Origin of the sequence: Meridianimarinicoccus aquatilis (assembly GCF_004358675.1) — a bacterium.
Classification (GTDB): domain Bacteria; phylum Pseudomonadota; class Alphaproteobacteria; order Rhodobacterales; family Rhodobacteraceae; genus Meridianimarinicoccus; species Meridianimarinicoccus aquatilis.
On sequence record NZ_SMZO01000006.1, the window covers coordinates 31,977 to 54,674 of the forward strand.

Below are 22,698 nucleotides of genomic sequence, written 5' to 3' on the forward strand. Positions count from 1 at the left end.
CCGGTTGCGGGTTGGGTTCGGGCCGTCTTGTGCGCGCCGTCGCGGCGGGTGTCAAGCCGCGTGCGTCGGTGCATTAGTGTGTATGACTTGCGCCCCACTCGCGCAGGACACTTGTCGGATAGAAAGACGGCTTTCGCGGGGTTGTCACCGGGCGCGCGGACGGGTTTTGTGGGGCAACACAGGAAAGGACCGTCATGGACACGCAGCACGCAGGGGCGGACCCCACGTTTCTACAGACGCAATCAGGGCGCCGGATCGCCTATGTGCGCCGTGAAGGTGCCGGACCGGGCGTCGTGTTTCTGGGCGGCTTTGCGTCTGACATGACCGGCACCAAGGCCCTGCATCTGGAGGCATGGGCAACAGCACATGGGCGCGCGTTCCTGCGGTTCGATTACAGCGGGCACGGGGCGTCTTCAGGCGCATTTGCGGACGGTTGCATTGGGGATTGGGCATCTGATGCGCGCGCTGCAATCATGTCGCTGACTGAAGGGCCGCAAATCCTGGTCGGGTCCAGCATGGGGGGGTGGATCAGCCTGTTGATCGCGCGCTTGATTCCCGAAAAGATCGCCGGTCTTGTGACGATTGCCGCTGCGCCAGATTTTACCGAAAGCATGTGGTCCGAGTTCAGCGATGCACAGCAGGCTAAGGTCCGCGAAGCGGGGCAGGTGAGTCTGCCGTCTGATTATGGCGCGCCGCTGCCCATCACGATGAAAATGATTGATGAAGGGCGGCAAAATCTGGTGCTGAACTCGCCTTTGCGGCTGCCGTTTCCGGTGCGGTTCTTGCAGGGAACAGCAGATGTTGAAGTCAGCGTTGATCTGGCGCGCCAGCTTTTGGATCATGCGGAAGGTGGGAATATGCGGCTGACTTTGGTCAAAGGCGCAGATCACAGGTTTTCAACGCCTGAGTGTCTGGCATTGGTTGAGGCGGCGATCACAGAGGTGACGGAATGATAGAGTCTGCGATGAGTGTATTGCGCTGGGTCATTGGGATCGGTGTCGTGTTGTGGCTGGCGACTCAGGCCTTGGATTGGATCGGGCCGACCGTTCCGGCGGATTTGTCGGTGCGCCCGGTGGAGGTTCCGCAGGCCGCCGAGTTGGATGGGTGGTTGGTTGAGCAGGAAAGCAGCGTTCCGAACCTACGCGATGACGCGGCCAAACAGATTGTTTGGGCAGGCGAACCGGGCACGCGGACGGATTGGGTCGTGGTCAACTTGCACGGATTCTCGGCCACCCGCGAAGAGCTTCGTCCCTTGCCGGATGATCTGGCCGCCAAGCTGGAGGCCAATCTGTTTCTGACGCGACTGGCCGGCCATGGCCGTGACGGGGCCGCCATGGGAGAGATCACCGTTGCCGATTGGGTGGATGACGTGACCGAAGCAATGGCGGTCGGGCGTGCCTTGGGGGAAAAAGTCTTGCTGGTTGGCAGTTCCACTGGCGGGGCGCTTGCCATTTTGGCGGCATCGGATCCGGACCTGTCCCAAAACTTGGCCGGTGTCGCGTTGATTTCGCCGAACCTGCAAGTTTCGGGCTGGGGCGGGCGACTGATCGAGTGGCCGGGCGCGGAGACATGGGGGCCCATGGTGATCGGCGCAGAGCGTTCTTTCGAGCCACGCAATGAGCTTCATGGGCAGCATTGGACGACGACCTATTCCACAGGTGTTCTGGCCCAGTTGGGCGCACTGACGCACGCTGTTCGCGGGCTGAACAAGGCTATGATCACCGTGCCCGCACTTTTTGCCATCTCGTCTACGGATGAAGTTGTTGACGGGCGTGCAACGGTGCGTGCGGCTGCTGATTGGGGGGCGCCGTCTGAATTGGTACCAGTGACCTTGAGCGTGGGTGACGATCCTGCGGGGCATGTTCTGGCTGGTGATATCTTGAGCCCGGCAACCACCGACCGGTTGGTCGAACGGATTTTTGGCTGGGCGCGCGGGTTGTGACACCTGTGTCTGCGCCAGATCATCTGGCGCAGGTGCATGCGGGCACGCCGGGCGTGTACCGGCGGCAAGCTGCCGTGTGGAATGCAGGCCGAATGGGCGATCTGTACGAACAGAAATGGCTTGACCGTATTGTGGATGGTCTTGAACCGGGCGCACCGGTTTTGGATCTGGGGTGCGGCGGGGGCGACCCGATCGCAATTTATTTGCTGCAGCGCGGGTTTTCCGTGACCGGATTGGATGCGTCGCCCGAGATGCTTGCAATTGCGCGTGATCGATTGCCCGATCTGCACACAGTTCTGGGCGATATGCGGGAGGCGGAACTGCCAAGCGGGCAGGGCGCCATCATTGGGTGGGACAGTTTCTTTCATCTGTCCGCATCGGAACAAGTGGCGCTGATACCCCGGCTGGCAGCGGCGTTGCGGCCGGGCGGAAGGCTTTTGCTGACAGTGGGGCCTGCGGCGAGTGAAGGCATCGGGTCGGTGGGCGGTGAGGCGGTGTATCACGCCAGCCTTGCCCAAAATGAGTACGCCGCCCGATTTGGGGCGGCGCGCTGTGATGTGATTGCGTTCGAACCCGAAGATCCGAACTGTCGCGGCCGGAGCGTTCTGCTGTCGCAGCGCCGGGCGTAACCGATCAGACGCTGCGCAGGCCTTGCGCTGTTTCGGGCGCGGGCCGTGTGTTCGCGTCGATGAATTCCAGAACGAGGGGGCGGATGTTGTTGCGCCAGCTCTTGCCCGCGAAAATGCCGTAGTGACCTGCGCCGGGCTCAAGATGCGCTGCTTTCTTACTGTCGGGCAGACCGGTCAGCAGATCAAGCGCGGCTAGGCATTGGCCGGGTGCGCTGATGTCATCCTTTTCACCTTCGACGATTTTCACAGCGATGTCGGTGATCTTGCCGATATCGACCATGTGACCATCGACCACAAAGCGGTTCTGCGCGATTTCAAGGTTCTTGAAGATGCGCTCGACGGTCGACAGATAGAATTCTGCGGTCATGTCCATGACGGCAAGGTATTCGTCGTAGAACTTGTTATGGAAGTCGTGATCCGATGCCTCGCCCTTGGCGACGCGCACGATCTGGTTGAAGAAGGCTTCGCCGTGGCGGTCTGCGTTCATCGACATGAAGGACGACAGTTGCAGCAGGCCGGGATAGACCAACCTGCCTGCGCCCACATGGTTGAAGCCCACGCGCTGTACGGCGACCTTTTCAAGCTGACCCATGGTAATCCGGCGGCCGAAATCGGTGACGTCCGTCGCCGCCGCGTCGGGGTCGATCGGGCCGCCGATGAGTGTCATGGTTGCGGGCTGTGCTTCGGGGTTCTTTTCGGCCAGCAAAGCCGCGGCGGCGAGTGTCAGTGGCGCAGGCTGGCAAACGGCGATCACGTTCAGGTCGCTGCCTAGCTCTTCCATGAAGTCGGCGAGGTAGAGGGTGTAGTCTTCAACGTCGAACTTGCCTTCGCTGACGGGAATGTCGCGGGCATTGTGCCAATCCGTAATGTAAACGTCACAATCCGGAAGCAGGCTGATAACTGTGGATCTGAGTAGCGTCGCATAGTGACCCGACATTGGTGCCACGAGGAGCACCTTGCGGGGCATTGGGTTGCGGCCATGCACGTCAAACTTCAGAAGATCGCCAAAGGCACGGGTGACGACAGGAACGGTGGAGACGGTGTGATCGCGGCCATCTTCGCCGACGACGCAGGTGATGTTCCAGTCCGGCTTTGCGACCATGCGTGCAAAGCTGCGTTCCATAACTTCGCCCCAGGCTGCCATCATTTTGAAAGCAGGGGTGGGCGCCAACCCGGTCGCAGGGTATGAGCCGAAAGCGCGGGCAGTTGCACCAAGCCATTGGTTGGTGTTTCGCGCGGTTTCCATCAGGTCATAGGTCGCCATGTAGCGCATTTTCGTCTCCTCGGATGGGGATATCCTGCCCCGTAACAATTCGTCGCTTTGGCCCCCCTCCGCTACGACGTTACAAGTATCTGGCATGAACCTACGGGGGAAATCGGGCCATGACAACTGACCAAAATGATGCAGGTGCAGAATTGGAGCGCCTGAACCAAAACATTTCGCGCATGGAGGAGCTGTCGCAACGGCTGGTTGCGGCTATGGCAAACAAGCGGAAAGTGGACCCGTCCTTGCAGGGGCCTAGCCATGATGTCTTTATGAAGGCAGCGACGGCATATTGGCAGGAATGGATGAATAACCCTGCCAAGATCATTGAACATCAGGCCGGATACTGGGGCGGAATGCTCCAGCATTATGTGGATGCGCAGCGGACCTTGAGCAGCGGAAAGCTTGCTGCGCCGCCGGATGACACGCCGGGTGACAAGCGCTTTGCCAACCCGCTGTGGACAACGCATCCGTACTTCAACTTCATCAAGCAGAACTACATGCGCACCGCGCAGGCCATTGATGACGCCGTGGACGCGTTGGAGGATCTTGACGAAAGGGATCGTCAGAAGGTGGGTTATTTCACCCAGCAGATCATGGACATGTTTGCGCCGACCAATTTCCTTGCGACCAACCCCGACGCTTTGGAACGTGCCGTGGCGACGCAAGGCCAGTCGCTGGTTGACGGCTTGGAAAACCTGGTGCGAGACATCGAAAGCCACGATGGCGAATTGATGGTCACGCTGTCTGATCCCAAGGCGTTTCACGTTGGCGAAAACCTGGCGACCACACCGGGCAAAGTGGTGTTTCGCAACCGTCTGTTCGAATTGATCCAGTATACACCGACCACAGAGACGGTTCATCAGACGCCGTTGCTGATCTTCCCGCCATGGATCAACAAGTTCTATATTCTCGACCTCAAAGAGAAAAACAGCCTGATCAAGTGGATTGTCGACCAGGGCTTCACGTTGTTCGTGGTGTCGTGGGTGAACCCCGACGCATCCTATGCCGATGTCGGCATGGATGACTATGTGCAGGACGGCTATCTCACAGCGATGGAGCAGGTGAAGCAGATCACTGGTGAGAAGCAGGTGAATGCAGTCGGGTATTGTATCGCAGGGACGACGCTCAGCCTGACTTTGGCGCTGATGGCCAAGCGGGGCGACACGTCGGTCAAGTCGGCCACGTTCTTTACGACACTCACCGACTTTTCAGATCCCGGCGAAGTTGGGGTCTTCCTTGACGACAGTTTTGTGGACGGGATCGAGCGAGAATGTATGCAGTCTGGCATTCTGGATTCATTCTTCATGTCGCGGACGTTCTCGTTCCTGCGGTCGAATGACCTGATCTATGGACCGGCTGTCAAAAGCTACATGATGGGGGAAACGCCGCCCGCGTTTGACCTGCTGCATTGGAATGGTGACGGCACCAACCTGCCGGCGCGCATGGCCATCGAGTATTTGCGCGGCTTGTGTCAGTCGGACCGCTTCGCCACCACGGGCTTCACGATCTGCGGAGAAAGCGTGACGTCTGCGGATGTGAAGACCACGTTGTGCGCCATAGCCTGCGAGACGGACCACATCGCGCCCTGGAAGCCGAGCTATCGCGGAATCCAGAAATTCGGCAGTCGGTCAAAGACGTTCATTTTGTCTGAGTCGGGTCACATCGCGGGTATCGTGAACCCGCCCAGCAAGAAAAAGTACGGCCATTACACCAATCCCAATCTGAAGCTGAGCCCCGAAGAATGGCTTGATGGAGCGACGTTCAATGAAGGGACATGGTGGGGGCGTTGGCAGGAATGGCTTTCAAAAAAGTCAGGAAAACAAGTGCCTGCTCGTCAGCCGGGGGATGCTGGGCATCCTGCTCTTGTTGATGCGCCGGGCACGTATGTCGTGACCGGCGGGGCCGCTGCATGACCTTGGGTTAAAAAAAATGCTGCAGTGCAGAAAAAAGGCTTGAAATGCTGCACTGCAGCAGGCATATATTCCTCAGCACAAACAAAGGCGGTCAAAACGGATTTCCGCCTACATGCTAAGGAGAGACCCCAATGGCTGCGACCAAAACAAACGACATGACCAAAATGATGCAGGAAATGATGGGTGCGTTTCCCGTCGACACCAAAGCAATGCAGGACGCGTTCAAAACCTCCGCGACCCTGAGCGAAAAAATGTCCAAAGTGGCTCTGGAAGCTGCTGAAAAATCCAGCGAAATCTCGTCCAAGTGGACAAAAGAGACCCTCGCGAAGCTTTCCGCAATCGCGACCGTCAAGGACGAGCCAGCAGATTATGGCAAAGCAATGACCGACTTCGCTTCGGCACAAGCTGAAATGACGTCGGAAGCAATGGCTTCTTTCGCTGAAGTTGCGAAAAAAGTTCAGATGGAAACCGTTGAACTGATGCTCGCCGCTGGCAAAGACATCAGCGAAGACGCGACCGCCGCTGTCAAGAAAGCGACGACCGATATGACTGCAGCTGCTAAGAAAGCCACCACGGTAGCAGCGAAGTAATCGGCTCGCGCTTTACGGCGCATCAGCTGAATTGCTCGTTCTCGCGCCACCCTCCCTGGCGTTGAGAACGGGAAAGAGCGGGCTTTATGCCCGCTCTTTTCTTTTGTGGCAGCCTGCCTTACTCTGCGGTGCAGCGACCCGAGCGGAGGATCACCGGTGTCAGATACAGAAAAACCATTGTTGATAAAGCGCTATGCCAGTCGGCGCCTCTACAACACTGAAACCAGCGATTACGTCACTCTTGAAGATATCGCGAAGTTCATTCGGGCAGGGCGGGAACTTAAAATCGTCGATTTGAAATCTGGCGATGACCTGACACGCCAATACTTGTTGCAAATCGTGGCCGAGCACGAAAGCAAGGGCGAAAGCGTTTTGCCGATCTCCGTGCTGACCGATCTTGTCCGCAGCTACACAACGCAGGCGCAATCGGTTGTTCCACAGTTTTTGGCAATGTCCTTCGATATGCTGCGCGACAGTCAGTCCAAGATGATGGAAAACTTCACCACCTTGCCAACACCGATGAACCCGATGAATCCCATGTCGGGCATCGAGGCGATGAAACGTCAGCAAAAGGCATTTCTTGCGACGCTGGTTCCGGGATGGAAGGATGACCAAGGCGCAACCAGCGAGCCTGAGCAACCTGTAAAGGCTGAGCTGAGCCCAGATGAGAAGCAGGAGCTTGATGATATTCGGGCGCAGCTGGCCGAGCTGAAAGACAAGATGTCGAAACTGGGCGAGTGATCGCCTTTGTGATCTTTCGCGAGTAAGGGGGCGGCCTGTCATGAGTGGTGCGCAGGGCCGCCTCACGCTTTGGATGATCGAGATTTTCGCCGCTATCGCCGAGACGCGCGCGATTTCCGGTGCGGCGAAGCGCGTGGGGGCAAGTCCCTCGGCAGTGAGCCAACAACTCAGTAAACTCGAAGACGGGGTTGGCGTGATCCTTGTTGATCGTGCCGCGCGGCCCCTGCGATTGACGCCCCAGGGCGAGATTTTCTTGCGCCGGGCGCAAGTGATCCTGGACGAAGCCGCCTTGGCCCGGTCGGAATTGCTGGGGCGGGATCTGTCGCATTTGACCCGTGTCCGGCTGGGCATGATCGAAGACTTCGATGCAGATGTGACGCCGCGACTGCTGACCGATATGTCTTGCGAATTGCGCGCCTGTCAGTTCCTTCTGGAAACAGGACCAAGCCACCGATTGTTGACCGGGCTTGCGGAGCGATCGCTGGACATGGTCGTGGCCGCCGACAGCGCGGCGCCGATCGAGGGGCTTGAGATTCATCCGCTGTTATCAGAACCGTTCATCGCAGTGGTCCCGCTTGTGGCTGGAAAACCGGTTGCGACAAGCGCACAGGCGCTGCGCGAGGTGCCGTTCATTCAATACACCCAGCGTCATCACATGGGGCGTCAGATTGCGGCGCATCTGGCACGTCAGGACTTTGTTCTGTCGCCTCGGTTCGAAATGGACAGTTATCACGCGATTCTGTCGATGGTGGCCGAAGGGGCCGGTTGGTCGATCCTTACGCCGCTGGGGTTGCTGCGTGCCCACCGGTTCGAAGCTCGGGTGGGCGTGATCCCGTTACCCATCGCGCCGTTCGCGCGGGCCATGTCGCTTTGGGCGCTGCGCGGCGGGCTTGGCGATATGCCGGCGCAGACAGCGGCCAGATTGCGGCCGATCCTGACAGATCTGATCGTTGGCCCAGCCTTGCAGCGTATGCCGTGGCTGGGCGAGGGGCTTGTTGTGTTGGGGGCCGATGGCAAGGCGATTGACTAAGATTTGTGTCTGTCAGGTTCCGTAGGCTGGTTCTGTCATGACGGTGTCCACAGCCATCAAAAGTGCGCCTGCAATATAGTCCAGTTCATCCCGTGTCAGCCGCGCAGGCAGGCGCACGTCACAGGCGCGCATGAGCATGGCACGCGTTGCGGGCAGGTCAGGCTGATCGCCCAAGAATTGCCAATTCCAAAAGGCGCGCGCGTTGTCTTTGCTCATGCCAAAGACCTGCACCTTCACACCATGGCTTGCGGCTGCGTCCACAAAGGCGGTGACATCCGTATCGGTCAAGTTGACCAGATTGAACTGAATGGAATCCGGGGCGCGTTGTTCTGGCGGCAGGGGGGGCGGCACATCCATATAGGGCGAGGTGTTCAGTTGAGCGGCGACATGGTTGTGCCCGGACAGCCCGTCGCGCACCCGGCGAGGCAGTTCGGCCAGTTGCGGGCGAATGATCGCCGCTGACAGATTGTTCAGTCGCGTGTTGTACAGCGGCAGCTTGTTTTGCCACTTGTCGAAAAACGCGTTGATCGATGTGTGTTTGCGCCAGTTATGTTCATAGGCACCGGACATGATCACAGCGCGCGCCAAAATCTCATCATCATCGGTGACCAAGATGCCGCCTTCGCCTGCGTTCAACAGTTTGTAGGACTGAAAAGAAAAGCAGCCAATCTTCCCTAGCGTGCCGATATTGCGCCCATGCCATGTGGTGCCAAGCGAATGTGCAGCGTCTTCGATCAGCGGCAGTCCGTGTTGGTCGGCAAGGCGCAGGATCGCGTCCATATCGGATGTGTGACCGCGCATATGGCTGATCAGAATGGCATCCGCGCCGTCCAGTTTCGCTTCGAAGTCGGTCAAATTGATGCGATAATTCTCGCCGACTTCAACCAGAACCGGCACGCAGTCTGCATGGACAACAGCGGACGGGACCGCCCCAAAAGTGAAGGCCGGGATGAGCACTTTTGCCCCGCGCGGTAGGCCAAGTGCCTTGAGTGACAAGAACAAAGCGGCGGAGCACGAGGCAACAGCAAGTGCGTATTTGCTGCCCAATACCTCTGCGAATTCCTGTTCCAGCAGCGTCACGGGCGCGCCGTCACTGGTATAGCGAAACAAGTCGCCAGAAGCGAGTAGGCGGTCGATTTCAGCGCGCGCGGCTTGCGGAATTGGCTCGGCATCATAAACGTTCGGGGCCGTCGAACTGGGCATCATTTTCGATTTCCTGAAACTGTTGTTTCGTAAACCTGTACACCAACAGCCGTGACAGTTCTATGACTCTGTTCTCATGTCCTAGGAAAGCGGGCCTGTGCGGGCGGTTTACAGCCCAAGCCGGTCGCGCAACGCGAACCACGTCATGGCCAGCACCAAAAGCGAAGGCCGCAAGGAAACACCGCCGGGGAAGGCCGGGCTTGGCAAGCGGGACATCACGTCAAACCGTTCAGCATCGCCCGAAATCGCTTCGGCCATCAGCTTGCCAGCGAGGGTGGCCAGCGCAACCCCATGGCCTGAATAGCCTGAGGCCGTGTAAAGACCGGGTTCCGGTCGTGCAAAATGGGGCAAGCGGGATCGCGTGATTGCCAACGTTCCGCCCCACGCGTGGCTTATGCGAACCGGGGCGAGTTGCGGATAAAGCTTCAGCATCAAAGGCCGCACCATCGCCGCAATATCGGCGGGAAAGCGATAGCCATAGGTTTCTCCGCCGCCAAAGATCAGCCGCCCATCCGCGCTGCGCCGCCAATAATTCACCACGAACTTGTCATCGGCAACGGCAATGCCGCGTGGCAGCACCTCGGGGAAGTCGTCCAGCGGGTCGGTGGCGATGATGAAATTGTTGATCGGCATGACGCGCGCGGCGGTCGGGCTGTGAAGTTTCCCAAGATAGCCATTACAGGCCAAGATTACGTGCTCGGCTTCGACATTGCCGGTGGCCGTTTTTACGATCCGGCGCGGGCCGGTGCCTAACGCGGTAACTTCGCTGGTCTCATGCAAGACAGCTCCGGCGGCCTGTGCGGCGCGTGCTAACCCCAACGCAAAGGCGAGCGGATTGAGATGGCCCGCGCCCCAATCGATGACCCCGCCTGCAAAGCCTCTTGCGCCGGTTTCATGCGTGGCGCCGCTTCGATCCAGCACCTCGATGGCGGTGTAGTCATAGTGCTGCGCCAGATGCTCGGCGAGCTGCGCCTCATGCGAGGCGGCCTGCGGGCTGCGTGCGACATGTGCCACACCGTCGTGCCAGTCGCAGGCCATGCCCTGCGTGGCAGTCAGGGTTTTGACTTCGGCCTTTGCGTCTTCAGCCAAGGCCCAAAGCTTGCGGGCATCGTCCAACCCGACGCGGCTTTCAAGCTCGCGCTGGTCCATCCGTTGGCCCGACCCGACTTGCCCGCCATTGCGCCCGGACGCCCCAAAGCCAAGCCTTTGCGCTTCGAGCAGGCGCACGGAATAGCCGCGCTGCGCGAGGCCAAGCGCAGCAGACAGACCGGTAAAGCCCCCGCCGATAACACAAACATCCGCGCGGACAGTGCCGGCTAGCGGTGGACATGGTGCAAGACGCGGCGTGCATGCGGCATAAAGGCTGGGCGGGTACGCGCCGGGCCTGTCATTGGCGTGCAACAGGTTCATCGGCCGCCCCTACACGTTGAGCAGAAGATGCTCCCGCTCCCAAGGCGAGATGACTTGAAGGAACTCGTTATATTCCTCGCGTTTGACAATTTCGTAAACGCGGCTGAAATCGGGACCAAGCATGTCGCGCAAATCTGTTGCCGTCTCGAAAATATCGAGGGCGGAAAACAGATCCCAGGGAATGTCGCTGTCACCGGCATAGGCATCACCGGCCATCATCGGGCGTGGCTTTTTGCCTTCGCGCAGGCCAAGCAGACCGCAAGCAAGCGACGCGGCGATGCCCAGATATGGGTTGCAATCCATCCCCGCCAGTCGGTTTTCGACCCGCCGTGCCGCCGGGGTGGAAATGGGTACCCGGATGCCGGTGGTGCGGTTGTCACGACCCCATTCCAGATTGATCGGTGCGGAATGGTCCCGAACATAGCGCCGGTAGCTGTTAACATACGGGGCGAGGATCGCTATTGCGCTGGGGAGATGGGTCTGCAACCCGGCGATGAAGTGGTGAAAGGCGGGCGTCTCTGTCCCGTCATCGGTGGAAAAAATGTTCCGCTTGGTGGTTTTGTCGAGAACGGAGTGATGGATGTGCATCGCCGATCCCGGCTCGTCCGCAATGGGCTTGGCCATAAAGGTTGCGAAACAGTCGTGCCGCAGCGCGGCTTCGCGGATCAGGCGTTTGAAGAAGAAAACCTCGTCAGCCAGTTTGACAGGATCGCCGTGGCGCAGGTTGATTTCCAATTGGCCGGCGCCGCCTTCTTGGGTGATGCCGTCGATCTCGAACCCTTGCGCTTCGGCGAAATCGTAAATGTCGTCGATAACCGGGCCATATTCGTCGACGGCTGACAATGAATAGGCTTGGCGCGCCGCGGCGGGCCGCCCGGAGCGACCCAGCATCGGTTCGATGGAACGGGCGGGGTCGAGGTTGCGAGCAACCAGATAGAACTCCATCTCTGGCGCGACGACCGGGATCAGGCCCTGTTCCTCATATAGCCCAACAATCCGTTTGAGAACATTGCGCGGTGCAAACGGCACAGCGGTGCCATCGGTGCGATGTGCGTCATGGATCACCTGCAAAGTCCAGTCGCCGGTCCAGGGCGCAGCGGTTGCGGTTTCATAGTCTGGTGTCAGGACCATGTCTGGTTCTGTGAACCCCTGAGGGCCAGCGGCCTCGCCCCAACCGCCGGCGATGGTTTGAAAGAAAATGGATTCGGGCAAATAGAACTTGCTTTGCCGACTGAATTTGCCTGCTGGAACGGCTTTGCCCCGCGCGATGCCGGGCAGATCAGAGATGATGCACTCCACCTCATCCAGACGGCGGCCTTCAAGAAAGCGGTGCGCTGCGTCGGGAACGCGGGTCAACCAATCAGCCATTCTGTGTATGTCCTTGACGGGGGGCGCTGGCGGCATCGTGATCGCGATGATTTGCTGGGTGCATAAGGTGGCCGGGTGCCGCTTCCAGAAATGTCCCCAGCCAATCGGCGACCCGCGCGCTGTCATGGGGGCGGGTCAGCCCGTCGCGCGCTTGTGCGATTAACTTGGGGTCGCCGTCATTGGCCCGTTCACGGGCATCCAAATAGTCAGCCATCAGACCCTGATCAAATTCTGGATGGGGTTGCAGGCTCAGCCCCCAATCGCCGTATTGCAGCCCGGCAATCGCGCAGAACGGGTTGCTCGCGATGACGTGCGCCCCATCTGGCGCGCGCATCACCTGATCTTGATGGATCGCGCTTAGGGAAACCTTTCCAAGCCCTTCCACAGCATAGTCCTGTAGTCCAAAGCCCCAACCACCGGCGAACTTTTCGACATGCCCGCCAAGAGCCTGCGCCATGATCTGATGCCCAAAGCAAATGCCGACCATTGGGCGCCCGGCGGTCCGTGCCGCGCGAATGAACTCTTCCAGAGGTTCAATAAAGGCATGATCTTCATAGGCGCCGTAGCGTGAGCCTGTCAGCACCCAGGCATCGGCTGCATCCGGGTTGTCGGGCAAGTCGCATTGATAGACCGACCACGAAGGGAACACCCTATCCGGTCCAGCCAATAACTTTGCAAAAATATCGCTATAGCTGCCGTGACGGGCGGCTATGTCGGGCAATGTCGGCCCGCATTCCAGAATTCCGATGCGCATCAAGGCCTCACTCAAGGGAGGATCAATCGCCTTGGCACGCTGTGGCGTGAGGGTGCGATATCCTAAGTCTACTATACGCGGTCGTGTAGTTGCAGGGCAACCAGATTTGGATCGCGGGCACCCATAACCTGCTGTTCCTGTCGCTTAACCCGTACCAGCATTTCCACCAACAGCTTGGGAAAAATACGCGCCATTTTGGGCGAGGTTTCAAACCGTGTAATGGCTTCATCCCAGTCAGTCGGAACCTTCAGGATCGGCTTGCCATAGGCGTTGCCGATGATCGGCTCGGGCGGGGTCAACCCATCGTCGATGCCCATCAACGCAGACCCGAGAACAGCTGCCATAACCAGATAGGGGTTGGTGTCGCCGCCCGGCATGCGGTGCTCTAATCGGCGTGCTGACGGATCCCCACCCGGAATGCGGATCGCGGTCGTCCGGTTCTCATATCCCCAAGATGCCCCTGTTGGAGCGTGACTGCCCGGCGCAAACCGGGCGTAGCTGCCTGCATGGGGGGCAAAGACAAGCATCGCGCCTGGCATCCCCGCAAGACACCCGGCCGCTGCGCTGCGCAGCAGGGCGCTTCCGGTCATGACTCCGTTGTCAAACAGGTTCTGGCCGTGCGAGTCCTTCACCGACACATGCAAATGCAATCCGTTTCCGGGATCGTCGGGGAAAGGTTTGGCCATGAACGTGGCGGCCATGCCGTGCTTTTTGGCGAGCCCCTTTACGAGCGATTTTACCAGCCATGTATCATCGGCTATCCGCATCGCCGGGCCGTGGTTCAGGTTGATTTCAAATTGGCCAATCCCGCCTTCGGACACCGCCGCCTGCACGGAAATCCCCATCGCTTCTGCCCCGGCATAGAGCGCGTCAAAGAACGCTGCGAAGTCGTCCAGCGCGTCGACGGAGTTGATGTCCCCCGCGTGGAGCGCCATCCCTGTCACGGGGTCCTTGGCCTGTGCGATGGTGCGCGCGCTGATGTCCAGCAGCGTGAATTCCAGTTCCGTAGCGACCGTGACCTTCCAGCCAAGTTTGGCGTATCGCGACAAAACCCGCGCAAGTGCATGGCGCGGGCAGGCGTCAAACGGGCGACCATTATCGGTGTACATCCACATGGGAAGCAGTGTGGCCTGCGGGTCAAGCCATGGCATCGGAACCGGACCGCGCTCTGTCAGGCGCAACTGCCCATCCGCATCCCCCGACGCCAGCACCAATGGGCTACCCTCGACGTCGTTACCCCAAATATCGAGCGATAGGGCTGACAGTGGCATGCGCTGACCGACAAATTCAAGTTTCGCCGCATCCGACGCAGGAAGCCGTTTGCCGCGCATCACGCCGTTAAGATCCGCGCAGGCCGTTCGAAGGCTGGCTGTTTCGATGTCCATATCTGTCAGCGCACCATTTGAGGTTTAAACGTCAGTTTTGACCGGGCCGTCGGCGCAAGATGCCGGTTCAGACGGCGGTTGATGTGCCCGAAAATCAGGATCACGATCAGGGTTAGCAGGATGAAATACCCGGCGAAAATCGGATAGGGGATGAACGGGTTGAAAGTCCGGTCGGCGAAATAGCTTGCATAGTAAAGCGCATCGCCTTGTTGCCGCCATGCCGGGAAGCTGGAGAAAAACACAAGCGCCGTTGCATGGAACAAAAAGATGGCTTCGTTCGTGTAACCGGGCCAGCCCAGCCGCAACATGGTCGGGAAGGTGATGCGCCGAAACTTGGTCCACCCGGCCATGCCATAAGCATCGGCTGCTTCGGTTTCGCCTTTGGGGATGGATTTTAGGGCGCCGTGGAAAATTTCAGCCGAATACGCAGACGTGTTGAGGAACAGCACCAGCAGCGCTCCGGCCCATGCGCGTGTGACCCATGACGTCTCGATCGTCAGTGTGAAAAACCCGAGTGGAAGCTCAAGCCCGGCGCGGGGCAAAAGGGTCAGGGTCTCGTAGGCAAGGAAGAACTGGATAAAAAGTGGCGAGCCGCGCAGAACGAAAATGAACCATTCGCATGGTTTGCGCACCCATACCCGTGCGGACGCTTTGCCAAGTGCAAGCGCGACGGCAAAGAAGAAGCCGGCCGACAGCGCCAGAACACCGAAATACACGTTCCAGATCATGCCCGATCCGATCAGGGTAAATTGCTCGCACAGGGTAATGTCAGAGCGGGGCAAAAGCCGCTCGCCAATGCCAAGCGACCGCAGGCCATAATCCTGGATGGTTTGCCAGCAGCTCATGCAGAGGCCTTACGCAAGGCTTCGCCTGCTGCTGTGGCCTGACCGCGCGAGAGTTTTCGTGTGAGGCGCGCAAATGCCATTTCAGAGACCTGCGTCAGAGCCAGATAGAACACCAGAAGAAACAGGAAGTAATAGAGCCGCCAGTCGGGGTGGGGATAGGTGAAGGCGCTGGTCTTTGACCCGCCAAGTTCACGGGCCCAATACACGATGTCCTCGACGCCAAGCAGAAACAAAAGCGGTGTTGCTTTGACCAGAATTTGCCAAAGGTTGGACAGGCCGGGCAGGGCGTAAACCCACATTTGCGGCACCAGAATGCGCCAGAACGATTGGCGGCGCGACATGCCATAAGCTTCGGCAGTTTCCATCTGGGCACGCGGTACCGCCGTCATGGCACCTTGGATGACATTTGCGGCGAAGGCCCCGAAAACGATCGCAAAGGCAAGGATGGCGGTCGTGAACCCATAGCCTTCATGAACCCATTGCGGCGCATTCGATAGGGGCAGTTTGGCCAGATCGCACACCACGAAATCATTGCCCTGGCGCACGGGCATGTCCCAGTCAGGGCAACGCAGTTTATGGCGCAGCAGCTCTAACCCCTGATCCAATGCGATAGGAACAAAGAGGAAAAAGGCGATATCGGGAATGCCCCGCACCATCGACGTGTAGCCTTTGCCGAACCAACGCAGCGGCGCGATGTGCGATCGTGACGCCACGGCCCCGCCAAACCCGAAGAGCAGTGCAACCGGGGCGGTGATGGCCAACAGTAACAGCACGGTGCCAAACGACGTATAGAACGCCATATGCTTGCCCGTTGTCAGGTAGCACGCCATCCATGGCAGCTGGTCGAGCGTTGAAGGGTCACTGCAAAAAGAGAACACGGGTCAGAAGCGTCCGATCATGGCGAAAGGGCAAGGGTCACCGGGCACCCGTGAGCGCCCGGTGCAGATCGGATCAGAACAGGGCGCTGGCAGGCAGCCACTTTGAGATCAGCGCGTTCAGCGTGCCATCGTCCTTCATGGTCTGGATTGCTGCGTCAAAGGTGGCTTTCAGTTCGGGGTCGCTTTCGCGCACACCCATGCCGATGCCGCCGCCAAGCAGGATGTCTTCGCCCACAAACATCATGTCGGCTTCTTCTTCCACGATTGGCTTGAGGAATTCCTTGTCGGCAATCACCGCATCGACTTCGCCATTGCGAACTGCTGCAACGGTTTCATCAGGGCTGGAAAATTCGACCAGCGTCGCACCAATCTGCGCCACATAGCCGGCCTGAATTGTGCCGGTTTGTGCCGCGATGACTGCGCCTGCCAGATCAAGACCGTCGATCATGCCGACAACCGCCGATGGGTCAGGCTGGGTGTAAGGCTGTGTGAAATCAATCACCTCGTCGCGCTCTGGCGTGATCGACATACCCGCGATGATCGTGTCGTAGTTGCCGGATACAAGGTTGGGAATAATGCTGTCCCAATCGTTTGTGACCCATTCGCAGGTCAGTTCGGCGCGGGCGCAAAGCTCGTCGCCAAGCTCGCGTTCAAAGCCGTCGATTTCGCCGTTGTCGTTGATGAAGTTATACGGAGGGTATGCGCCCTCGGTACCCATGCGGACGACGTCCTGCGCGAAAGCAGCGCCGGTGCCAAGGACAAGAACGATACTGGCCAGTGTCAAAGATTTCATGTGTTTCCCCTAGTTGCTTTTCGAGTGTCCCGGTCAGGCCGGGTTTGAGTGTGACAGAAATTGCTGCAGGCGGGCTGACTTCGGTGCCCCGAACAGGGCGTCCGGCGGACCCTCTTCTTCAATGCGTCCCTGATGCAGAAAGATAACATGGCTGGACATGTCAGCAGCCATCCGCATGTCGTGTGTCACGATCATCATGGTGCGGCCTTCGGCGGCGAGATCCTTGATGACGCGTACCACCTCTTGTTCCAGTTCAGGATCAAGCGCTGAGGTCGGTTCGTCGAAGAGCAAGGCTTGCGGTTCCATACACAGCGCGCGCGCGATGGCGGCGCGCTGTTGTTGGCCGCCGGACAGTTGTGCCGGATAGACTTCACATTTGTCGCCGATCCCAACCTTATCAAGCAGATTGCGGGCCAAAGCCTCGACCGTGTCACGGTCGCGGCGCAGGACGGTGACAGGCGCTTCCATCACGTTTTCAAGGATGGTCATGTGCGCCCAAAGATTGAATTGCTGAAAAACCATCGACAGGTTGGTGCGCACGCGCAGCACTTGTTTGGCATCCCCTGGCCGCCGGTTGTGACCTTCGCCGCGCCAGCGGATCGGATCGCCATCAAACAGGATTTCGCCCGATTGGCTGTCTTCGAGAAGGTTGCAACACCTGAGCAAGGTGGATTTGCCCGACCCGGACGAGCCGATCAGCGAGACGACATGCCCCTTGTCCGCGGTAACTGAGACGCCTTTGAGCACTTCGAGGGCGCCATAAGATTTGTACAAATCGCGGATTTCGATAACGGGTGCGGGCACGCGGCCTCCTGTACTGGATCGTGCAGGAATTACTGTTGAAACGGCACAGAATTGCAATGGCCGACGCAAGTGACGTGGCGAAAAAAGTGACGCTTGCACATGTTTTTGGCTGTCAGTGACCGCTGTGGTTGTCCTGAACGGCCTTGCGGGCAATGTTGCTGTCGCGGTCAGCTATGCCAAGAAGGTTCGCAACCATCCGCATCAGGCTGTCTTCTTCGTCATCGCGCTGACCATCGGACAAGACGACATCCCAAAGTGCTGAGATCACGGCAAGCCGCTCTTCATAAGGAACTGAGTCCTTGATGGCGCGGGTAAAGCGCACTGTGTCCGGCGCTTGCGACTCCAGGGTTTCTGCTTCGACCCTGAGTTGAGAGGCTTCGAACGGACTGAGGCTATAGCGGGCTTCGAGAATTCGATTGATCCTATCGATCTCGATTTGTGCATAGTCAGCATCGGACCGTGCAATGCGCACCAGCAACGCCGCGAGTGCGAGGCGCGCGTCAGTTTCTTGCAGCGGGGCGGGGTCGGGGGCCATCAGGCCCTGAAGCAGTTTTTGGAACATTGCATTTATGTAAGCCCGACATGCGGGCTGGCCAAGACTGAAAATGAACGGCGGCGCGCCAATGGCGAGGCGCGCGGTTGCATTGTCTTGGTACGCAAGGGATTGCGGTCAATCGCACAAGGTTTTGTGATCGGGATTGGAACATGCTGCGGGGTTCATAGTTGTTACTGCAAGACACGGGTTTATCCGTGCCACAATTTTTGTAAGGAGCCTGCCAAGATGACCCATCCCAAGAAAATCCTCATCATCGCAACCTCGGCGCATGACATGGGAGAGGGCAAAGGCGAGACGGGCCTTTGGCTCGAAGAACTGACAACCCCTTATTACGCTTTCATCGACGCCGGTGCGGATGTGACACTCGCATCGATCAAAGGCGGGGAAATTCCGATTGATGCGCGGTCTCTGAATGAAGAGGGGGAGAAGCCGGAGTCGGTGCAACGCTACGAAGACGACGCCGCCTTTCAGGAGGCGGTTCGCACTTCGCATTGCTTTAGCCGTCTGCCAGCCAGCGGGTACGATGCGATCTTTCTACCGGGTGGGCACGGCACGATGTTCGACTATCCCAACAGTCACGCCCTTGCAGAGATGGTGACTGAAACGATTGAGTCGGGCCGGATTGTTGCCGCCGTTTGCCACGGACCTGCCGGTCTGGTGTCGGCGCTGAGTTCCGATGGCACGCCGCTTGTCAAAGGTCGAAAGGTGACGGGCTTTACTGACGGCGAAGAACGAGCCGTAGGTTTGGACGAGGCGGTTCCGTTCTTGCTGGAAACGCGTCTCAAAGACTTGGGGGCTGACTACAGCAAAGGCGAAGACTTTTCAGTCTATGCTGTCCGCGACGGGGGCTTGATTACAGGTCAAAACCCGATGTCAGCAGGAAAAACCGCTGAGCTGGTTATGGAAGCACTAACAGAGCGTCAGGCCGCGTAACAGCGCCTGCATTTTGAGGAAGATTTCAAAAGGCCCGCGCTGTGATAGCGCGGGCCTTCTGCTTGCCTTATCGGCCTTTGCTGAAGAACCGAAGTGTCAGTCGGCCCCTTTGACTTGAATGGCTTGGTCAGGATCCGGCCGCAGAGCCTTTTGAGTAAAGGCCGCCAGAGCGGTAATACCAAGGCCGACCAAGTCGGTGATCAGACCGCCTTCGATCATAAAGAGCGCCGCTGCGATCAAACCTACGCGAAGGAACCATGCGGACCGGCCGCCGAGGAACCAGCCCTGCACGCCTGATGACAGCAAGAAGACCCCGAATGTGGCCGTAGCCCCGGCACGGATCACTTCAAACCATGTGCCATCCATCAAAAGCGCACCGTTGTAGAAGAACATGAACGGAACGATGAAGGCCGCGATGCCGATTTTGAACGACGCCACCGACGTTTCCATCGGGTTGGCCCCTGATATCCCGGCGGCAGCATAACTCGCCAAGGCAACGGGCGGGGTAATGGCTGACAGAACCGCGAAGTAGAACACAAAGAAATGTGCGGTCAGTTGCGGGATACCCAATTCCACCAGACCCGGCGCAACCACGGATGCGGCAACAGCATAGGCGGCAGTTGTTGGCATCCCCATTCCAAGAAGGATCGAAATGCACATGGCAAAGAACAGGGCGAGGAACTGGCTCACACCGGCCAAACCAAGCAGGAGGTTCGAGAAGCGTGCACCAACGCCGGTCAGGCTGATAACGCCCACGATGATCCCGGCACATGCGCACACCGCGATGATCTGAATCGACATGATACCCGCAATTTCGAACGCTTTTACCGTAGACCGGATGCCCATACGATAGGGCGTCAGCCAACTGACAACAGCGGCGGCCACTGTGGCATAGGTGCCGGCGCGGATAACCGAATACCCCATGAACAGAGCAAAGATCAGGATGATGATCGGCAGGAAGAGATAGACCTGACGCACCATCTTGGCCAGTTTCGGGATTTCGTCCGCGCTCATGCCGCGCATACCCAGCTTGGCGGCTTCGAAGTCGACCATGAAGAAGACCGACACGAAGTACAGGACAGCAGGGATGATCGCCGCGATGGCGATGTCGGTGTATGGAATGCCCGTAATTTCCGCCATGATGAACGCGCCTGCGCCCATGATCGGCGGCATGATTTGCCCGCCGGTTGAGGCGGCAGCTTCAACCGCGCCGGCGGTCTTTTTGTGGTAGCCGACTTTCTTCATCAGCGGGATCGTCAGCGACCCGGTTGCAACCACGTTGCCTGCCGATGTTCCGTTGATCATGCCCATGAGGCCTGAGGCAAAGATTGCCACTTTCGCTGGGCCACCGCGCGTGCGGCCGGCGGCCGCGAAAGCGAAGTTCACGAAGTAGTCGCCCACCTTTGACGCCTGAAGAAACGCGGCGAAGATGATGAAAAGAATGATATATGTTGAAGACACCGCGGTTGTTGGCCCAAGTATACCGGCGTCGGTATAGACTTGGCTAAAGAACCGCTGCCACGAGATTGCCGGAGAATTCAGGAAGCCTGGCAGATACTGGCCAAAGAAGACGTAGCCCAGAAAGACACCAGCGATGATCACAAGCGCAAGCCCCGCAACACGCCGCGTCATTTCCATGATCAGGGCGGTGCCAGCAACGGCGGCAATCGAAATGCCGATCGGCGCAAAGGGTGTACCGGTCGAATTGCGCATCAGCGTGCCGTAGATGGTGATCAGATAGGTTGCGACCGCGATGGCGCAGATGCTCAGCACGATATCAGGTGTGGCGAGCTTCGCGCGCGGCGCTTTGTGGACCCACGAGAGAACAATCGCTCCGCCCGTTGCAAGCACGAGAGGAACCCCAAAGAGCCATGTTTCACGGAATTTGATTGTCGCATCCATGCCGTTCCACATGGCGCCGTCATTGATCAGCAAGGCAAACCAGATCGCCGTGCCAAGGGCCAGAAGCGCAGGTAACGCAAGGGCCAAGGCGATCTTGCGCTGGATGGCGGCACCGGGGGCGGTGTCGTCATCGCCCGGAAAACTTGCCGCCGAATACATCAAGAAGCCAAGAACCAATGCGCCAGCAACGTGTGCAATCCGGAAGTTCCAGGTTTCCATCGGGAACTGTGGCAGCAACGGAATGTTGATGCCGGTCATCGACGACACCGATACGCCGTTCAGTGCTGCCATATGGAACATTGCATAGAGTGTCGCGAGTCCCGCAATCACAATAAGTGTCGGGCCTTCGAACAGGCGACGATTTCCTTCGATGGGTTCTTCGTCAACACCATCGGCGATCAGGTGGTCGTCATTGGCTGAACTAGGGGGCGGTGAGGACATTGGAGTTCTCCAGGTGATGTTCCGTCACGGCTAAAGGATCGCAGTGCGGTGGTGCGACTGCGAAACAGGTGTCGGCCGGAAAAGAAAAGGGGGTGCAGGGCCGCGCGATGCGGCGGCCCTGCGAATGGCATGATTATTGGCCGTGGATCATGTCGGCGGGAATGTCAGCGCCGGCATTTTCGGCGAACCATTCCGCTGCACCGGGGTGCCAAGGCATGACTTTGTTCTTGTCCCAGTTGGCAGGAACAGTGGACCGCGCTGCGCGGTGGATACCCACCATACGGTCATTGTCGGACATGACCACATCCACAACAGCCTTCACGAAGCTCGCGGGCAGGTCGCAGTTCGCGATGGCGAAGTTCCACATGGACACGGACCGTGCGGGGGCTTCGAGCGTGCTATAGGTCTCTGCGGCGATTTCGAAGCTTGAAACCGGATAAGCTTCCATGATCGCGGCTTGGTCTTCTTCGGTGAATTCGATGATGTTCACGTCGGTCTGAACTTCAAGCTGGCTCACGGCGGGTACTGGCACACCGGCTGCAAAGGCGATCACGTCCAGAAGGCCGTCCTGCAATTGGCCGCCAAGGTCGGACCAGCCGCCATTGCGACGCTCGAAGTTCACGCCAAGCGTTTCCATCATGCGCGGGAAATACGTGTCCGATGTGGAGCCCGCTGGGCCAAAGCCGATCCGCGCGCCGTCCGGGATTTCCGAAATCGACGTGATGCCCGAGCTGGTCAGCGCGGTCACGCTGAACGGCGTTTGGTACATCGGGAACATTGCACACGCATTGTCCATTGCGAGACCGGGCGCGATTGGGTTCGTACCGGCGATGCTTTCCGCTGCTGGGCCCATTGTGGTCATACCGAAGGCTGCATCCCCCGTGTGAACCAACGCCATGTTCTGCATAGGACCGCCGGTTACTTCGCCGCCGCCTGACAGACCCAGCTCATCAGCGACCAAGTTGGCCCAGCCAGATCCATACGCGAAATAGGTGCCGCCTTGCGATGCGGTGCCAACGGTGAAGGAGTCCGGCCAACCGGCGCGATCCTCTTGCGCGATGGCCGCGCCACCGGAAATGGCAAGTGCACCCGCCAGCGCAAAGCCAGCCGAAATTGTTTTAGCAGTCGTAGTCATACAAACCTCCCCATGCCGGGATATCCCGGCGTTTGTGCCTTTTAGCGCTTTGGGTTCATGCCCAAAGCAGGTGCCTGCAAACAATTCTGTTTCAGGCATGCATACTTGTTTAGTCTGGAATGCATGTCACGCAAGGGTGACGCGTTCCACATATGCAATAAATTCAGGCTTTCGGTTGG

Annotated in this window: 21 protein-coding genes; 8 read left to right on the top strand and 13 right to left on the bottom strand. The window is 58.7% G+C overall.

All coding sequences use genetic code 11. The features are described from left to right. The first annotated feature begins 194 nt into the window (after positions 1 to 194). From E2L05_RS03995 to E2L05_RS04005, 3 genes are read left to right on the top strand one after another with little or no spacing between them, the layout of a single operon-like run. Positions 195 to 953, top strand: a complete 759-nt coding sequence (locus E2L05_RS03995) for an alpha/beta hydrolase (RefSeq protein WP_133341600.1) — start codon at positions 195 to 197, stop codon at positions 951 to 953. A gap of 11 nt (positions 954 to 964) precedes the next feature. Continuing rightward, entirely contained in the window at positions 965 to 1,942 is a 978-nt protein-coding gene (locus E2L05_RS04000) for an alpha/beta hydrolase (protein ID WP_165971684.1), read from the top strand. Further along, positions 1,939 to 2,571: a class I SAM-dependent methyltransferase gene (locus E2L05_RS04005; protein WP_133341602.1), complete on the top strand. Its 633-nt coding sequence runs from the start codon at positions 1,939 to 1,941 to the stop codon at positions 2,569 to 2,571. Before E2L05_RS04000 ends, E2L05_RS04005 begins: the two co-directional genes overlap by 4 nt. A gap of 4 nt (positions 2,572 to 2,575) precedes the next feature. Here E2L05_RS04005 and phaZ read toward each other — a convergent pair whose 3' ends face one another. Beyond that, positions 2,576 to 3,844: a polyhydroxyalkanoate depolymerase gene (gene phaZ / locus E2L05_RS04010; RefSeq protein ID WP_133341603.1), complete on the bottom strand. Its 1,269-nt coding sequence runs from the start codon at positions 3,842 to 3,844 to the stop codon at positions 2,576 to 2,578. Between the two features lie 110 nt (positions 3,845 to 3,954). Between phaZ and phaC the strand changes: the two genes are divergently transcribed. The 4 genes from phaC (at position 3,955) to E2L05_RS04030 (ending at position 8,112) form a co-directional block, all read left to right on the top strand. Then, complete coding sequence (phaC, locus tag E2L05_RS04015) at positions 3,955 to 5,751, top strand: class I poly(R)-hydroxyalkanoic acid synthase (protein ID WP_133341604.1); 1,797 nt, start codon at positions 3,955 to 3,957, stop codon at positions 5,749 to 5,751. Positions 5,752 to 5,882: 131 nt separating this feature from the next. After that, complete coding sequence (locus tag E2L05_RS04020; RefSeq protein WP_243721855.1) at positions 5,883 to 6,341, top strand: phasin family protein; 459 nt, start codon at positions 5,883 to 5,885, stop codon at positions 6,339 to 6,341. Positions 6,342 to 6,497: 156 nt separating this feature from the next. After that, on the top strand, positions 6,498 to 7,082 hold the full coding sequence (gene phaR / locus E2L05_RS04025; protein WP_133341605.1) for a polyhydroxyalkanoate synthesis repressor PhaR: 585 nt from the start codon (positions 6,498 to 6,500) through the stop codon (positions 7,080 to 7,082). A gap of 40 nt (positions 7,083 to 7,122) precedes the next feature. Continuing rightward, positions 7,123 to 8,112 (top strand): LysR family transcriptional regulator, encoded by a 990-nt coding sequence (locus E2L05_RS04030; protein ID WP_133341606.1) that lies wholly within the window; start codon positions 7,123 to 7,125, stop codon positions 8,110 to 8,112. A gap of 12 nt (positions 8,113 to 8,124) precedes the next feature. Here E2L05_RS04030 and E2L05_RS04035 read toward each other — a convergent pair whose 3' ends face one another. The 10 genes from E2L05_RS04035 to E2L05_RS04080 form a co-directional block, all read right to left on the bottom strand. After that, positions 8,125 to 9,318 carry a DegT/DnrJ/EryC1/StrS family aminotransferase gene (locus E2L05_RS04035; protein ID WP_133341607.1) on the bottom strand — a complete coding sequence of 398 codons (1,194 nt, stop codon included), beginning with the start codon at positions 9,316 to 9,318 and terminating at the stop codon, positions 8,125 to 8,127. Positions 9,319 to 9,423: 105 nt separating this feature from the next. Further along, a complete protein-coding gene (locus tag E2L05_RS04040) occupies positions 9,424 to 10,725 on the bottom strand; it encodes an NAD(P)/FAD-dependent oxidoreductase (protein ID WP_133341608.1) in 1,302 nt (433 codons plus the stop codon). Between the two features lie 9 nt (positions 10,726 to 10,734). Continuing rightward, on the bottom strand, positions 10,735 to 12,093 hold the full coding sequence (locus E2L05_RS04045; protein WP_133341609.1) for a glutamine synthetase family protein: 1,359 nt from the start codon (positions 12,091 to 12,093) through the stop codon (positions 10,735 to 10,737). Beyond that, positions 12,086 to 12,847, bottom strand: coding sequence for a type 1 glutamine amidotransferase (locus E2L05_RS04050; RefSeq protein ID WP_133341610.1), 762 nt, complete (start codon positions 12,845 to 12,847; stop codon positions 12,086 to 12,088). The genes E2L05_RS04045 and E2L05_RS04050 overlap by 8 nt, the downstream gene beginning before the upstream one ends. Before the next feature lie 71 nt (positions 12,848 to 12,918). Beyond that, the gene (locus E2L05_RS04055; RefSeq protein ID WP_133341611.1) at positions 12,919 to 14,232 is read right to left on the bottom strand and encodes a glutamine synthetase family protein; all 1,314 of its coding nucleotides are present in this window, start codon (positions 14,230 to 14,232) and stop codon (positions 12,919 to 12,921) included. Between the two features lie 5 nt (positions 14,233 to 14,237). Continuing rightward, entirely contained in the window at positions 14,238 to 15,077 is an 840-nt protein-coding gene (locus E2L05_RS04060) for an ABC transporter permease (RefSeq protein WP_133341612.1), read from the bottom strand. Next, the gene (locus E2L05_RS04065) at positions 15,074 to 15,955 is read right to left on the bottom strand and encodes an ABC transporter permease (RefSeq protein ID WP_133341613.1); all 882 of its coding nucleotides are present in this window, start codon (positions 15,953 to 15,955) and stop codon (positions 15,074 to 15,076) included. The genes E2L05_RS04060 and E2L05_RS04065 overlap by 4 nt, the downstream gene beginning before the upstream one ends. Before the next feature lie 73 nt (positions 15,956 to 16,028). Beyond that, positions 16,029 to 16,748, bottom strand: coding sequence for a transporter substrate-binding domain-containing protein (locus E2L05_RS04070; protein WP_133341614.1), 720 nt, complete (start codon positions 16,746 to 16,748; stop codon positions 16,029 to 16,031). A gap of 33 nt (positions 16,749 to 16,781) precedes the next feature. Beyond that, positions 16,782 to 17,552: an ABC transporter ATP-binding protein gene (locus tag E2L05_RS04075; protein ID WP_133341615.1), complete on the bottom strand. Its 771-nt coding sequence runs from the start codon at positions 17,550 to 17,552 to the stop codon at positions 16,782 to 16,784. A 112-nt stretch (positions 17,553 to 17,664) separates the two neighbouring features. Next, complete coding sequence (locus tag E2L05_RS04080) at positions 17,665 to 18,114, bottom strand: tellurite resistance TerB family protein (protein WP_133341616.1); 450 nt, start codon at positions 18,112 to 18,114, stop codon at positions 17,665 to 17,667. A 219-nt stretch (positions 18,115 to 18,333) separates the two neighbouring features. On the opposite strand from E2L05_RS04080, the gene E2L05_RS04085 reads away from it, so the two are divergent. Next, positions 18,334 to 19,041 (top strand): type 1 glutamine amidotransferase domain-containing protein, encoded by a 708-nt coding sequence (locus E2L05_RS04085; RefSeq protein WP_133341617.1) that lies wholly within the window; start codon positions 18,334 to 18,336, stop codon positions 19,039 to 19,041. Positions 19,042 to 19,137: 96 nt separating this feature from the next. Here E2L05_RS04085 and E2L05_RS04090 read toward each other — a convergent pair whose 3' ends face one another. Then, a complete protein-coding gene (locus E2L05_RS04090; protein ID WP_133341618.1) occupies positions 19,138 to 21,384 on the bottom strand; it encodes a TRAP transporter permease in 2,247 nt (748 codons plus the stop codon). 133 nt (positions 21,385 to 21,517) lie between these two features. Beyond that, the gene (locus E2L05_RS04095) at positions 21,518 to 22,519 is read right to left on the bottom strand and encodes a TAXI family TRAP transporter solute-binding subunit (protein ID WP_133341619.1); all 1,002 of its coding nucleotides are present in this window, start codon (positions 22,517 to 22,519) and stop codon (positions 21,518 to 21,520) included. Between the last annotated feature and the right edge of the window lie 179 nt (positions 22,520 to 22,698).

What these genes read in the sequence shown, in the direction of transcription:
- E2L05_RS03995 (WP_133341600.1), top strand. Translation starts at nt 195, where the DNA reads ATGGACACGCAGCACGCAGGGGCGGACCCCACGTTTCTACAGACGCAA.
- E2L05_RS04000 (WP_165971684.1), top strand. Translation starts at nt 965, where the DNA reads ATGAGTGTATTGCGCTGGGTCATTGGGATCGGTGTCGTGTTGTGGCTG.
- phaZ (WP_133341603.1), bottom strand. Translation starts at nt 3,844, where the DNA reads ATGCGCTACATGGCGACCTATGACCTGATGGAAACCGCGCGAAACACC.
- phaC (WP_133341604.1), top strand. Translation starts at nt 3,955, where the DNA reads ATGACAACTGACCAAAATGATGCAGGTGCAGAATTGGAGCGCCTGAAC.
- E2L05_RS04020 (WP_243721855.1), top strand. Translation starts at nt 5,883, where the DNA reads ATGGCTGCGACCAAAACAAACGACATGACCAAAATGATGCAGGAAATG.
- E2L05_RS04030 (WP_133341606.1), top strand. Translation starts at nt 7,123, where the DNA reads ATGAGTGGTGCGCAGGGCCGCCTCACGCTTTGGATGATCGAGATTTTC.
- E2L05_RS04035 (WP_133341607.1), bottom strand. Translation starts at nt 9,318, where the DNA reads ATGATGCCCAGTTCGACGGCCCCGAACGTTTATGATGCCGAGCCAATT.
- E2L05_RS04040 (WP_133341608.1), bottom strand. Translation starts at nt 10,725, where the DNA reads ATGAACCTGTTGCACGCCAATGACAGGCCCGGCGCGTACCCGCCCAGC.
- E2L05_RS04045 (WP_133341609.1), bottom strand. Translation starts at nt 12,093, where the DNA reads ATGGCTGATTGGTTGACCCGCGTTCCCGACGCAGCGCACCGCTTTCTT.
- E2L05_RS04050 (WP_133341610.1), bottom strand. Translation starts at nt 12,847, where the DNA reads ATGCGCATCGGAATTCTGGAATGCGGGCCGACATTGCCCGACATAGCC.
- E2L05_RS04055 (WP_133341611.1), bottom strand. Translation starts at nt 14,232, where the DNA reads ATGGACATCGAAACAGCCAGCCTTCGAACGGCCTGCGCGGATCTTAAC.
- E2L05_RS04060 (WP_133341612.1), bottom strand. Translation starts at nt 15,077, where the DNA reads ATGAGCTGCTGGCAAACCATCCAGGATTATGGCCTGCGGTCGCTTGGC.
- E2L05_RS04070 (WP_133341614.1), bottom strand. Translation starts at nt 16,748, where the DNA reads ATGAAATCTTTGACACTGGCCAGTATCGTTCTTGTCCTTGGCACCGGC.
- E2L05_RS04080 (WP_133341616.1), bottom strand. Translation starts at nt 18,114, where the DNA reads ATGTTCCAAAAACTGCTTCAGGGCCTGATGGCCCCCGACCCCGCCCCG.
- E2L05_RS04085 (WP_133341617.1), top strand. Translation starts at nt 18,334, where the DNA reads ATGACCCATCCCAAGAAAATCCTCATCATCGCAACCTCGGCGCATGAC.
- E2L05_RS04090 (WP_133341618.1), bottom strand. Translation starts at nt 21,384, where the DNA reads ATGTCCTCACCGCCCCCTAGTTCAGCCAATGACGACCACCTGATCGCC.
- E2L05_RS04095 (WP_133341619.1), bottom strand. Translation starts at nt 22,519, where the DNA reads ATGACTACGACTGCTAAAACAATTTCGGCTGGCTTTGCGCTGGCGGGT.